This is a genomic window from Nocardioides sp. L-11A (genome assembly GCA_029961745.1).
Taxonomy (GTDB): Bacteria; Actinomycetota; Actinomycetes; order Propionibacteriales; family Nocardioidaceae; genus Nocardioides.
Map to the genome: position 1 here is coordinate 220,487 of CP124680.1, position 13,001 is coordinate 233,487.

The following is a 13,001-nucleotide window of genomic DNA, read 5'->3' on the forward strand; positions in this document are numbered from 1 at the left end:
CGCGTCAGTAGCTCGCGCTGCCCCGTGAGGTGCCGTCGGCGGTGAGCGCGACCGAGCCGGCCGGTGGCGGGCCGACGGTGACCGGGGTCATCACGACAGCGAGGTCGGGGGGCGCGGCGCCGGTGTAGTCGAACCGGCAGTCCATCGTGAAGCCGGCCGGGAGCATGAATCCGCTGCCCGCGCCGATCTGCGGGTCGCCCGGGTTGGGGCCCCAGCAGGTCCACCCGGCCCCGCTCACCCCGCCCGCCGGGACGTAGGTGTCGGAGCCCACCGACACGGCCGCGGTCAGCCGGTAGCTGCCGGGGCCGGTGGCGCTCACCGGCGCGGTCAGCCGCCAGTCGCCGCCCCCGAGGTCGGTGACGGTGAGGGTGCCGAGTGCGGGGCAGGCGTAGTACGTGCCGAGGTCCCCGTCGAAGCGCTGCTGGGCGTCGGCGGCGAGGACGTAGCCACGGCGCGGCGTCCCGGTCACCTCCCAGGCCCCCTGCTTCCCATCCCCCTGGGTGAGGACGTAGTCGACGCCCTCGGTCTGCGGCAGGGTGAGTGCGCCGTAGCTGCCGCACGCGCCGATCGCGGTGGCACTCGGCGCCGACGGGCGTACGGCGACCGGCGGTGCCGCGCGGGTCACGCCCAGCTTCGCGGGGTCGGTCGCCGGTGCGGACCCCGTCCGCGGCCCGGGGGCGGCGGCCGCCGTGGCCCCGGTCGTCTGGCCGGTGGACTCCCGGGGGCCGGCCGCAGGGGTCGTGCCGTCGCTCGTCCCGTCCGTGGCCGGGTCCGTCGCCGGGTCCGTGGTCCCCGCCGTGGCCGGGTCGGTGGCGTCCGGGCCGGCTCCGGTGTCCGCGGGCGCGGTCGGCCGGCCGGTGGCCGCGTCCGGGTGATCGGCGGTCGGGTCGGTGGCGTCGTCGGAGCCCGCGACGGCCCACCAGGTCACCGCGACCAGGACCAGGACGAGCGCCGCCGCGGCGAGGGCGACGAGGGTGCTGCCGCCCGCTCCGGCGCCGGTCACGGCGGCGCCGCGCCCCGTGAGCAGCCGGACCAGCCGACCCGGACCGGACGTGCCGCGCGCGGCTCCCCGGCCGGCGCCGCCACCCGCGCCCGCTCCGGCCGCCACCGCGCCCGCCGCCGCGGCGGCTCCCGCCGCTCCGGCACCGCCCGCGGCCGTCGTCGTACCGGCCGTCTCGCCCGGGCCGCTGCCGCCGCCCGCGGCACCGACCGCGTCGAGCAGGCCGGCTCCGGCGCCGCCGAGCAGCAGGACGGGCAGGACCAGGCCGGCCAGCTTCCGGTTCACGTGCTGCAGGTCCGCGGCCGCGGCGGAGCAGGCGGCGCAGGTCGTCAGGTGCGCGTCGAGGCGGGCGCCGGCGCGGGTGCCGAGACCGCCGCGGACATAGGTGCCGAGACGCTCGCGGACCCAGGCGCACGGCCGGGTGCCGGCGGCCGTGGGCAGGTGGTGCTCGAGGTAGGCGACCTTGAGCCCCTCGCGGGCGCGGTAGGCCAGCGAGGACACCGCTGCCGGCGACATGCTGAGCATGGTCGCGACCTCGGGCACCTGGTGGCCCTCCACCTCCAGATGCCACAGCACCCGCTGCCAGCGGTCGGGCAGGCTGCCGAGCGCGGCGACCGCGGCCCCCTCGTCGAGCTCCTGGACCTGCTCCTCCACGCTCTCCGTCGGGCTCTCCAGCAGCCACGGCTCGTCGGAGACCGGGGCCTCGCGACCGGAGCGGCGCAGCAGGTCGCGGTGCCGGTTGCGGATCGTCGCGAACAGGTAGCCGCGGAAGTTGGTGACCGGCCCCTCGCCCGCGCGGATCCGCGCCAGCACGCGCGCGAACGCGTCGGCGACCAGGTCCTCGGCGGCGGACGGGCCCGCGAGGATCACTGCCAGGCGGCGCGCGGAGGCCACGTTGTCGGCGTACAACGCCTCCAGCGCCGCGGCGTCGCCGTCGTGGGCGCGGCGCAGCAGGGCGTTGTCGTCGGGCAGGTCGGTCGGCATCTTCCCGGAGTCGATCTGTTGGTGAAGGGGTGCCAGGAGGCTACCGCCGGACGGGCGTGGAAGGGGCCGGATGCCGCTGTGCGAAATCTCCTCGGAAATCGCGTCATGAGCGTGTCCGCCCGTGCGTCTTGCTTCCCCGACCGCAGAGCGCGAACCGGGGGGGACGCGTGCACCGCTAGGACGACAGGGCTCACCGATGGCGCATTCCCCCGGCGTGACCAGCGCCCCTTCCCGACCGTTCGCGACCCTCCGGCGCGAGCGCCTCCTCGACCTCCTGGACCGTGCGGCGCCGGTGACGGTGCTGCAGGCGCCTTCGGGCTTCGGCAAGAGCACCGTGGTCCGGCAGTGGCTGCGCTCCGGTACGGCGCCCGCGGCCCGCTGGGTGGCGGTCGCCGCGGACACCGCGGAGCTGCGCGCGCTGCCCGACGCGCCCGTCGTCGTCCTCGACGGCTACGAGCGCCTCGGTGCGGCCACCGCCACCGTCGACGCCCTGGTCCGCATGCACGTCGCCGACCGGCCCGGGACGCGCATCGTCGTCACGACCCGGGCGGCCACCGGGCTGACCGAGCCGCCCGGCGCGACGACGGTCATCGGCGTCGGCGACCTGGCCTTCACCGCGGAGGAGACGGTGCGCTTCCTGACCCAGGACGGCTCGGCGGATCACCGGGTCGAGGCTGCCGGGGTGCACGCCGACACCGGCGGGTTCCCGCTGGCCGTGCGCGCGGCCGGCCTGACCCTGGCGGCGCGGCGCGGCCTGCCGTCACGGGGCCCGGCCGGCTGGTGGAGCATCGTCGCCCAGGACCTGGCCGGCCAGCTCGACGGGCCCGGGGCCTGGCGCTTCGTGCAGGACACCTGCGCGGCGCCGTACCTGGACCCGGAGCTCGCGGGCACCCTGAGCGGGCGTACGCCGGCGCAGGTGAGCGCGCTGCTGGCCGGGCTCGCGGTCGACGGCAACGGGGGCTGGGAGGTCGACGCGACCGGAGGCCGGGTGTTCCGGGTCGTCGACTCGCTGCGCGCCGCGGCCCGCGGCGCCCTGGTCGCCACCGACGCCGACCGGTACCGCTGGGGCGCCGGCGTCGCCGCGACCTGGCTGCACGGCCGCGGCGACCACCTGTCGGGGTTCGAGCTCGCGGTGGCCGCCGGTCGGCTCGAGCTCGCGGGCCGGATCGTGTGCGCCGCGCTCGCGGCCGTCCCGGAGAGCGAGGTGGCGCGGCGTCTCGACCACCAGCTCAGCCGGATCCCGCGCGCGGCGGTCGTCCAGAACCCGCGGCTCGCTCTCGCCCGCGGCCTGGTCCTGAGCAGCAACCCGACCACCCGGCAGGCGGCGCAGGAGTACTTCGCGCGGGTCGTCGAGGTGCCCGCCGAGCAGCCCGTCGACGTGACGCCGGGCGACCGGGCCGCCGCCCGGGAGGGCCGGTTCCTCCAGCACGTGGCCCGGTCGGTCGCCCTGCGCCACGTCGGCCGGTACGTCGACGCCGGGGCCGCCGCCCGGGCCGCGCTCGACACCCTCGACACTCGCGACACCCTCGACACCCTCGACACCCTCGACACCCTCGACACCGGAGCCGGTGCGGCGACCCCCTCCGACGTCCGGGCGGGAGCGTGGCGCCACCTGGCCTACTCCCTGTTCCAGGTCGGCGACCTGGATCGGGCCCACGTGCTCGCCGGGCGGGCGCTGTCGCTCGCGCGGCAGCCGTGGTCACGCGCCGACACGACGGCGTACGCGGCCGGTCTCGCGGCGATCGACGGCCGGACCCGGACGGCGCGCCGCCTGCTGGGTCCGGGGGTGGAGGCCACGCGCGGGCTGGCCGCGGTCGGCCGGGCGCTGCTTCGACTGGACCGCTTCGAGGCACGCGAGGCCCTCGCCGAGCACGAGGGGGCGACCTACGACGGGATCGGGGAGCTGTGGCCCTTCCTCGCCTGGACCCGGCTGCAGGCGCACGTCGGTCTCGGTGACGTCGGGGCGGAGCTGGAGCGGACCTCGGCGGCCCTGCGTGCCCGGCCGGCGCCGCCGGGGGTCGGCGAGAACCTCGGGACCACCGCCCTGCACGGCCTGGTCGCGGCCGTGCTCATCGAGCAGGGTCGGGCGCGCAGCGCCGAGCCGCTGCTGCACGGCACCACCCGCTGGGCGGCTCAGCTGGCCCCGGCCCGGCTGCTCGACCGGCTCGCCGCCGGGGACCCGGAGGGTGCGCTGGACCTGGTCCCGCGGCTCCAGGTCCAGGCGGGCCACACCGTCCGCTCCCGGGCCGCCGTCGCCACCCTCGGCGCCGCGGCCGCCCTGCGGGCGGGCTGCCGGGAGGCGGCCGGAGCGTTGCTCGACCAGGCCGCGGCCCTGTACGCCGAGCACGGGGCCCGGGCGCACCTGCTGCACGTGCCGGCCGACGACCTCGCCGCGCTGCGTGAGCTCGCGCTGCGCCACGACGCCGCAGCGGCGGCGTACCTCGATGCCGACGTGCTCGCCGCGGTCGGCGCCCGCGGCCGGGCAGGGGCCCTCGATCCCGTCTCCGACGCGGTGCCGCTCACCGGTCAGGAGATCGCCGTCCTGCGCGCGTCCCTGGACCACCCGCGGCGCAGCCAGGTCGCGGCGGCGCTGCACCTGTCGCCGGAGACGGTCAAGTCCCACATGCGCAGCATCTACCGCAAGTGGGGGGTGAACTCGCGGGAGGCGGCCATCGAGCGCGGGATCAAGCTCTCCGTCCTCGGTGGTCCGCGGGGGTAGGTCCACCCTCGGCTCTAGAACATGTTCTAGTTCTTCGCCTAGGGTGCAGCCGTGGACTTCGCGATGGTGACCGCCTACCACCCGACCGACCAGCTCGTCGCGCTGGCGAGGGCCGCCGAGCAGGCCGGGTTCGCGGCGCTCAGCCTCGCCGACCACGTCGTCGACCTGGAGTCGATCGCGACGCCGTACCCCTACACCCGCGACGGCGGGCGGCGCTGGAAGCCCGAGGTCGACTGGCCGGACCCGTGGGTGACGATCGGCGCGCTCTCGCAGGTGACCACCGAGCTGCGCTTCTTCACCTCGATCTACGTCGCCGCGATGCGCAACCCGTTCATGGTCGCCAAGGCGATCGGGACGGCGGCCGCACTGTCCGGCGGCCGGGTCGCGCTCGGCGTGGGCGTCGGCTGGTGCCGGGAGGAGTTCGAGCTGCTGGAGGAGGACTTCGCCACCCGCGGCCGGCGTACCGACGAGGGGCTCGACCTGATGCGTGAGCTGTGGCGGCCCGGCTGGACCGAGTTCGCCGGGGAGTTCTACAGCTGTGAGCGGCTGGTCATGCTCCCCGAGCCGCCGGGCCCGATCCCGGTGTGGGTCGGCGGACTGTCGGACGTGGCCTTCCGGCGCGCCGCCCGCAACGACGGCTGGATCGGCGACCTGGCCAGCGTCGACGAGGCGATCGCGATCGTCGAGCGGCTGCGCGGCCTGCGGCGGGAGGCGGGGCGCGACCCCGACGAGCCGTTCGCCGTCGTACCGGCGCTGACGGACGCGGTGGCACCCGAGGACTTCGCCCGCGCCTCGCGGGGCGGCGTGACGATGTGCATGACGATGCCGTGGATGTACTACTACCCGCAGGACGCGCCGTTGGAGCACAAGCTCGACGGCATCGCCCGGTTCGGCGCCGACATCATCGAGCCGACCCGGGCGCTGCTCGCCTAGGCCCAGCCAGGCTCAGTCCTCGAGGTACGACGTCAGCATCGTCACGATCGTGCGGTGGGCGCGGTCGAGGTCGATGTCGGCGCCGAGCAGCCGCTCGTTGCGCATGCTGCGCAGCATCGCGGGCAGCACCTCCGACATCGCGGACGAGCGCTCCTCGTCGAGCCCGGGACCGTCGATGCCCTCGAAGAACCGGACGAACCCGCGCGCCGTCATCTCGTCGAGCCGGCGGATCGAGGCCGCCGTGCGCGGATGGGTCTCCTGGAGCACGTCGAGCGGCCGGGGCAGCGCCCAGCGCATGGTCTCGATGGTGACGGCGTACGGCGAGTCGAGCAGCGTGCGGTAGAGGTCGGCGACCTCGGCCACCCGTCCCGCGACCGTCGTACTCGTCGGCTCGGCCCACAGGTCGGGCGCGTTGTCGATGATCAGGTCGACCACGGTCGACCAGAACCCGTCGGAGTCGCCGAAGAGGTTCTGCACCGAGCCCCAGCTGAGCCCGGCCTCCTTCGCGACCATGTTGATCGACACCGTCTCGGGGCGACCGGTGCCGAGCATCTCGATCGCGGTGGACAGGAGTCTCTCGCGCGCGGCGACGCCGCGGCGATTCGGCTTGCGGGGCGAGGTCGCCCTGGGTGTCATGTTCATCGTGCTACCCCCCTTGGACACGCGATGCGTCAGACCATCTGGACAACAGTAGTGCCTTTGGTGGGCGTTCGCCGTCCCGTCGGGGCACGGCCTGTCGGCGCCTGTAGAGTTGGTGGCTTGCCGCCGGGGGTGCGGCGATCGAGAACGAGTGCGGACGGCAGGGGTCACGAGCGGTGGCAGACGAGCTGGTGGAGCGCGAGGTCACGGCCGAGCAGAGGTTCGTTGACCGGGTCTATCAGCAGCTGGAGCAGGCCGGGAAGGCCGCCCAGCAGCTGGCGAGGGAGGGGCACTCGCGAGGTCGGCTGGGCCACGAGGGTGGCCTCGTGGAGCGCGACGCGATGGTGTTCCAGGCGGCCAAGCGGATCGCGCAGCTCGACGCCGCCCACGAGGGCCTGGTCTTCGGGCGGCTCGACCTCGACGCCGCGATCGACGCCGCCCCGCGCTACGTCGGGCGGATCGGCCTGCGCGACGACGAGCACGAGTCGCTGCTGATCGACTGGCGGGCCCCCGCGGCCGCCGTGTTCTACCAGGCGACGGCGGCCGACCCGCACGGCGTCCTGCGCCGCCGGGTGCTGCGCAGCGCCGGCCGCAGCGTCGTCGGCGTGGAGGACGAGCTCCTCGACGCGGAGGGCCTCGCGGCCGCCGAGGAGCAGGGCCGCGAGCTGCCGATCGTCGGCGAGGGCGCACTGATGGCCCAGCTCTCCCGTGCCCGCGACCGGTCGATGCACTCCATCGTCGCGACCATCCAGGCCGAGCAGGACAAGGCGATCCGGGCGCCCTCGCGCGGCGTCGTGTCGATCTCCGGCGGTCCCGGCACCGGCAAGACGGTCGTGGCGCTGCACCGCGCGGCGTACCTCCTCTACACCGACCGGCAGCGCTACGAGCGCGGTGGCGTCCTCGTCGTCGGTCCCTCCGGCGTGTTCATGCGCTACATCGAGCGGGTGCTGCCGTCGCTCGGCGAGACCGCCGTCGCGCTGCGCAGCCTCGGCGAGGTCGTCGACGAGGTCCGCGCGACCCGGCACGACGAGCCGGCCGTCGCCGACATCAAGGGCTCCGCGCGGATGGCCGAGCTGATGCGGCGTACCGCGCGCCAGCAGGCGCCGGGCAGCCCCCGGGAGTACCGCGTCTTCTGGCGCGACGAGCGGCTGGTCCTCGACCGCGGCAGGCTGGGGCAGATCCGGCGGCAGCTGATGTCCCAGGGGCTGCGCAACAAGCAGCTCCCGCGCGTCTCGAACGCCCTCCTCGACGCGCTGTGGCGCCAGGTCCGCGGTGAGCGCGGCCGCGAGCAGGGCCGCGAGAGGTTCAACGACGAGATCCTGTCGCGCGACGACTTCCTCGACTTCGCGCTGGCCTGGTGGCCGCCGCTCGACGCCGCGACGGTGCTGTGCTGGCTACGCGAGCCGGAGTTCCTGGCCCGGGTCGGCGAGGGCCTGCTCACCGGCGAGGAGCAGCGGCTGCTGGCCAAGACCTGGGCCCACCTCGAGCCCGCGCGCGCGATCAGCCCGCAGATCGCCATCGAGGACGTGCCGCTGCTCGACGAGCTGCGCTACGCCCTCGGCGACCTCCCGGCGAAGGCCGACGACGAGCGCGACGACCCGATGGCCCTGATCGAGGGCGCCGTCGACATCCAGGAGCTGATGACCGCCTCCGACCGGGAGTTCGCGCCGTCGGGCCGCGCCTGGCGGCCCCCGGTCTCGAGCATCGAGGACGACGGCTACGCACACGTCCTGGTCGACGAGGCGCAGGACCTCACCCCCATGCAGTGGCGGATGGTCGGCCGCCGTGGCCGCACCGCCTCCTGGACCATCGTCGGCGACCCCGCCCAGTCGTCGTGGCCGGTGCCCGAGGAGGCCGCCGCGGCGCGGTCGGCGGCGCTGGAGCGCAAGCAGGTGCACTCCTTCCACCTGTCGACCAACTACCGCAACTCCGCGGAGATCTACGCCCACGCCGCGGCGTACGCCTCGCGGGTGGGCCTCGACGCCGATCTCCCCGACGCCGTACGCCGCACCGGCGAGGAGCCGGTCGTCGTCGAGCTCCCCGACGGTGCCGGCGCCGCGGAGCTCGAGGCCGCCACCCGCGCCGCCGTCCTCGAGGTCGCGGGCCGGGTCTCCGGGACCGTGGGCATCGTCGTCCCCGTCGCCCGGCGCTCGGAGGTCAACGCCTGGCTCGCCTCCTGGCCCGAGCTGGCGGCCGACGCCGCCGGCGCCCGGGCCGCGATCGACTCGTCCGTCACCCCGTCGGGCGACGACCGGGTCGTGGTGCTGACCGGCCTCGACACCAAGGGACTGGAGTTCGACGGCATCGTCGTCGTCCGGCCGCAGGAGATCGAGGACGAGTCCGCCACCGGCCGCGCCACCCTCTACGTCGTGCTCACCCGCGCCACCCAGCTGCTCACCACCGTCGGCTGAGATCGCGGCCTCGACCGCTGACCGACAGAGATCCGATCACGTGGGCTGATCGGATCGCCGTCGATCGCTCCGTCCCATTCCAAGTGATTCTTGGGTGGGGCCCATGCAAGCTGCGCTTTCCCCGTGTGCGACGTTGCGTCAACAATTCGCTGAACTGGAGAACTCGTCCTTCGAGAGGGAAATAATGCGTCGCATCACCGCCGTTCTGGCGATCCTTGCTCTGCCGTTGGCGGCCTGCGCGGGACAGGAGGGAAGTGGTTCCGGCGACACCGTCACATTGCGGGTGGCGACGCCGGCGGCGGGACCGGAGCATTTCAACAGCGTCTCGTTGATCGCCTATCTCGACGCGGTCAAGGAGGCCAGCGACGGCCGGATCGACTACGAGATGTTCTACGGCGGCGCGCTGGTGCCGCCGGCCGAGATCGGCGGTGCCCTCAAGGACGGCACCGTCGACGTGGGTCAGATCCTGGCGTCGTACAAGCCGGAGCTCTACCCCGCGAGCAACTGGATCTCCCAGGCGGCTGTCGTGGGGAGCCATGGTGCCCCAGGCTCGGTCTTCGAGAAGTCGGCGGCCAACATCGAGTGGTGGTGGACCGAGGACGGTGCCCGGAAGGGCGACTGGGAGGACAACGGCATCGTTCCGGCACTGCCCGGCGCGACGCCCAGCGCCCCCTACCAGCTGCTGTGCCGGGATCAGGTCACCTCGCTCGATGATGCGCGAGGCAGGACGGTCAAGACCTCGGGCACCTTCGAGGCGGAGGCCGTGGCCGCACTGGGCATGAAGAGCACGACGGTGCCCGCCGCCGAGACCTTCGAGGCGCTCCAGCGCGGCCTGGTGGACTGCGTCCTCAACAACCCGGGCGCGATCGCGGACAACAGCTTCTGGGAGGTCGCCCATCACCTCACGACCGTCGACTTCCCGCCGTTCATGACCTGGGGCCTGTTCTTCTCCCAGGATCTGTGGGACCGGCTCCCGGATGACCTGCAGACGATCATGTGGGAGCACCTCCCGGCGTACCTGAAGGCCGAGATGGACAGTGCGATGCGGATCGAGAAGAACTTCTATGAGAACGCCGACGAGCACGGCGTCCGGCTGCACGCACCGGAGGCGGACCTGGCGGCGGCCATCGACGAGCATGTCGAGAAGACCCTGGCGGCGCTGCCGGACGAGGCTCCCGGGACAGTGGCGGACGGAGGTGCGGCGCTCGACAGGTATGTCGCGGCCCACCAGGAGTGGAAGGCACTCCTGGCCGACGAGCTGGGGCTGGGCAGCGACGCCGCGTGGGCACAGTGGGTCGGGTCCGCGACCACAGAGGTCGACACCGGTGCCTACGCGGAGCTGGTGTACGACCGGGTGCTCGCCGATCGGATGCCCTGATGGACCTCGCGGCGGACGAGGCGGGCAACCGGCGGGGGAGCGTCGTCCTCCAGGCATGCGCCGCGCTGCTGCTGTTGTCGCTCATGGGCTATGTCATCGTGAGCGTCATCATGCGCGCCGCGGGTGCGCCGCTCTCGGGAGTCGCCGAGATCTCGGGACGCTGGTTGATGGCTCCGCTGGTGTTCGCCGGCATCGCCGTGGCGTTGGCCCGGGGCGAGCACCTGTCGGTGGACGCTCTGCGGGTCCCGGCCGGGTCGCGGGCAGCTGTGCTCGTGTCCGTGCTGCGCTTCGTCATGCTGGTGGCGCTGATGGCGTTGATCACCTGGTACGGCTGGGAGGCGGCGGTCGAGGCGCGAGCGCAGGGTGAGCGCGGGATCGATTCCGGACACGCCGTGTGGCTGTCCAGGTTCGGCGTGCCCCTGATGGGGATCACCTGCATCGTGCTGGCCGTGCTGCCGGTGCTCTCCCGGCGAGACGGGCCGATGCAGCTCACGGATGACGACGTCTCGACGCCGACCCAGGAGGGCACCCGATGACCACGCAGAGCCAGGTCGCGGCCCCGCCCCGGACGGTCGAGGACCCGCCCCGCGAGGGGCGCGTCGGCCAGGTGGTGGTCGGTGCGGCGGCGATCATCGCCGTCGGGTCGACGCTGCTCCTGCTGACCATCACGCTCGACCGGCTGGCCGCGGGCACGATGACCGTGGTCCTCCTCATGGCGCTGCTCCTGTCGCGGGTCCACATCGGTGTCGCGATGGCGATCGCCGGCCTGCTGGGTGTCTTCAACCAGCAAGGCGCTCCGGGCATCGCGTCGATGCTGCGCTCGATGCCGCACGACACCTCGGCCAGCTGGTCGCTCACCGTGATCCCGATGTTCGTGCTGATGGGCATGCTGCTGTGGCGCTCGGGCATCACCGACAAGGCCTACCGCGCCGCGGGCAACTGGCTGGGGTTCCTCCCCGGTGGTCTGGCTGTCACCACCAACCTGGCGGGCGGTGGGCTGAGTGCGGCGTCGGGTTCGACGCTGGGCATGGTCTATGCGCTGGGCCGGGTCGGCATCCCGTCGATGCTCACGGCGCGATACCCGGTGCCGCTGGCGCTCGCCTCGGTGATGACCGTGGGTACGTCGAGCCAGCTGTTGCCGCCGAGCCTGCTGTTGGTGATCTACTCCGGAGTCGCCGGCACCGTGGTGAGTGACCAGCTCCTCGCGGGCATCGTGCCCGGGCTGCTCCTCCTGGGCGTCAATGCCGTCGCCTTCGTCATCTGGGCGGCAGTGGCCGAACGACGTCGTGGCGAGTCCTTCGGACGGCAGTCGTGCAGCTGGGGAGAGCGCCTGCGTTCGCTGGTGGCGGTGTGGCCTCTCGTGCTTCTGGTCGTCGTGGTCCTCGGCGGACTCAACAACGGCTACTTCACGGCGACGGAGGCGGGAGCGGTCGGCGCCGGCCTGGCCCTGGTCTACCTCCTGGTCACGGTGCGCCGGGGCGCGGTCGCCGCGGTGATGCGGGCCAGCAGCGACACGGTGAGCACCGTGGGGGCGATCTTCCTCCTCGTGATCGGGTCGGCGATCCTGTCCCGATCGCTGGCCGTCAACGGCATGACCTCCTGGATGGGAGACATGCTCCAGGACGCGGGCATCTCGAAGCTGCAGTTCCTGCTCATCACCCTGGTCATCTACCTGGTGCTGGGTATGTTCCTGGAGCCGATGTCGATGATCCTGCTCTCCGTCCCGATCCTGATGCCGATGCTGGTGCACCTCGAGGTGGATCTGGTCTGGTTCGGCGTGTTCACCGTGCTGATGGCCGAGCTCGGCCACGTCACTCCTCCGGTAGGGATCCTGCTCTATCTCGTGCATCGGCTGGCCCAGGAGCCCGAGGTCAACCAGGGCGTCACGGTGACCATGCGGCACGCGATGGCCGCGGCCGGGGCCTTCGCCGGGCTCGGCGTCGTGATGGCCCTGCTGCTCATCGGCTTCCCGGATGTGACCGGGTGGCTGGCGAAGGGTGGCTGACATGTCCTCCCGGCCATCCCCCGAGCCCCCGCGGCGCCGACCGGTCCGGGTCGCCGCCGTACAGACCGAGGGCGGTCTCGACGTCGAGCGCAACGTCGAGGGGGTACGACGACAGCTGGTCTCCCTCGGAGCCGACGATGGACTCGACCTCGTCGTACTTCCCGAGATGTTCATGTTCCGGGCATTGGGCGAGCGGCCGATCGAGGAGGTCGCGGTGCCGGCGGACAGTGAGGTCGATCGCTGGCTGGCCGCGGAGGCGCGGCGGATCGGCGCCCATCTGGTGGCGGGCCTGCTCCGTCGGGAGGCGGACGGCCGCGTCCGCAACGAGACCGTCGTCCTGGACCGCTCCGGCGCCTGCGTGGGCCGCTATCACAAGACCCACCTGTTCGATGCACCCGGCAATGAGGCGGAGAGCCGTCACGTGCAGGCGGGCGACCACCTGCTCGTGGTCGATGCCGACTTCGGCACCTTCGGGCTCGTCGTCTGCTACGAACTGAGGTTCCCGGAGATCTCCCGGGAGCTGGCCGCGGCAGGGGCGGAGCTGCTGGTGGTGCCCAACTCCTGGCCGACCGGCGGCGCCGCGCGCGCCGACGAGGATCTCACCCTGCTGTTGGCAGCAACGGCCCTGAGCGCGCAGGCCCCGGTCGTACACGCCAACCAGGTCGGCCGGGCCGGGTCGCTCGACCTGTGCGGTCAGACCGGCGTGCTCTCCCCGCGCGGGTGCCCGGTCGCCGTCGCGGGTCCGGGGGTCGAGATCGTGGTGGCGGAGCTCGACCTGGCGGACGTCGAGGCAACCCGTCGGACGCGCCTCGTGCTCGAGCACCGGCGCCCGGAGCTCTACCGGCCCGGCGCCGTGCGCCGGACCGGCGCCAATGCAAGATCCGCATGGGATTGATGTAAACAATCCTCGATTGACCGCCCCTGGCCGAGAG

The 13,001-nt window shown here is 73.6% G+C and carries 9 protein-coding genes; 7 read left to right on the top strand and 2 right to left on the bottom strand.

What is annotated here, in order from left to right; all coding sequences use genetic code 11:
* Positions 1–4: 4 nt before the first annotated feature.
* Positions 5–1,984 (bottom strand): sigma-70 family RNA polymerase sigma factor, encoded by a 1,980-nt coding sequence (locus QJ852_01045; protein WGX97033.1) that lies wholly within the window; start codon positions 1,982–1,984, stop codon positions 5–7.
* A 196-nt stretch (positions 1,985–2,180) separates the two neighbouring features.
* Between QJ852_01045 and QJ852_01050 the strand changes: the two genes are divergently transcribed.
* Both QJ852_01050 and QJ852_01055 read left to right on the top strand, forming a co-directional pair.
* Positions 2,181–4,703 (top strand): LuxR C-terminal-related transcriptional regulator, encoded by a 2,523-nt coding sequence (locus QJ852_01050; GenBank protein WGX97034.1) that lies wholly within the window; start codon positions 2,181–2,183, stop codon positions 4,701–4,703.
* A 51-nt stretch (positions 4,704–4,754) separates the two neighbouring features.
* Positions 4,755–5,636 carry a TIGR03619 family F420-dependent LLM class oxidoreductase gene (locus QJ852_01055; GenBank protein ID WGX97035.1) on the top strand — a complete coding sequence of 294 codons (882 nt, stop codon included), beginning with the start codon at positions 4,755–4,757 and terminating at the stop codon, positions 5,634–5,636.
* A 12-nt stretch (positions 5,637–5,648) separates the two neighbouring features.
* On the opposite strand, the gene QJ852_01060 is transcribed toward QJ852_01055, so the two are convergent.
* A complete protein-coding gene (locus QJ852_01060) occupies positions 5,649–6,272 on the bottom strand; it encodes a TetR/AcrR family transcriptional regulator (protein ID WGX97036.1) in 624 nt (207 codons plus the stop codon).
* A gap of 179 nt (positions 6,273–6,451) precedes the next feature.
* Between QJ852_01060 and QJ852_01065 the strand changes: the two genes are divergently transcribed.
* From QJ852_01065 to QJ852_01085, 5 genes are all read left to right on the top strand, one after another.
* A complete protein-coding gene (locus QJ852_01065) occupies positions 6,452–8,686 on the top strand; it encodes an AAA family ATPase (GenBank protein ID WGX97037.1) in 2,235 nt (744 codons plus the stop codon).
* Positions 8,687–8,870: 184 nt separating this feature from the next.
* Positions 8,871–10,064, top strand: coding sequence for a TRAP transporter substrate-binding protein DctP (dctP, locus tag QJ852_01070; GenBank protein ID WGX97038.1), 1,194 nt, complete (start codon positions 8,871–8,873; stop codon positions 10,062–10,064).
* The gene (locus QJ852_01075) at positions 10,064–10,600 is read left to right on the top strand and encodes a TRAP transporter small permease (protein WGX97039.1); all 537 of its coding nucleotides are present in this window, start codon (positions 10,064–10,066) and stop codon (positions 10,598–10,600) included. The genes dctP and QJ852_01075 overlap by 1 nt, the downstream gene beginning before the upstream one ends.
* Positions 10,597–12,069, top strand: a complete 1,473-nt coding sequence (locus tag QJ852_01080; GenBank protein ID WGX97040.1) for a TRAP transporter large permease subunit — start codon at positions 10,597–10,599, stop codon at positions 12,067–12,069. The genes QJ852_01075 and QJ852_01080 overlap by 4 nt, the downstream gene beginning before the upstream one ends.
* Before the next feature lies 1 nt (position 12,070).
* Entirely contained in the window at positions 12,071–12,964 is an 894-nt protein-coding gene (locus tag QJ852_01085; protein ID WGX97041.1) for a carbon-nitrogen hydrolase family protein, read from the top strand.
* Positions 12,965–13,001 lie beyond the last annotated feature (37 nt).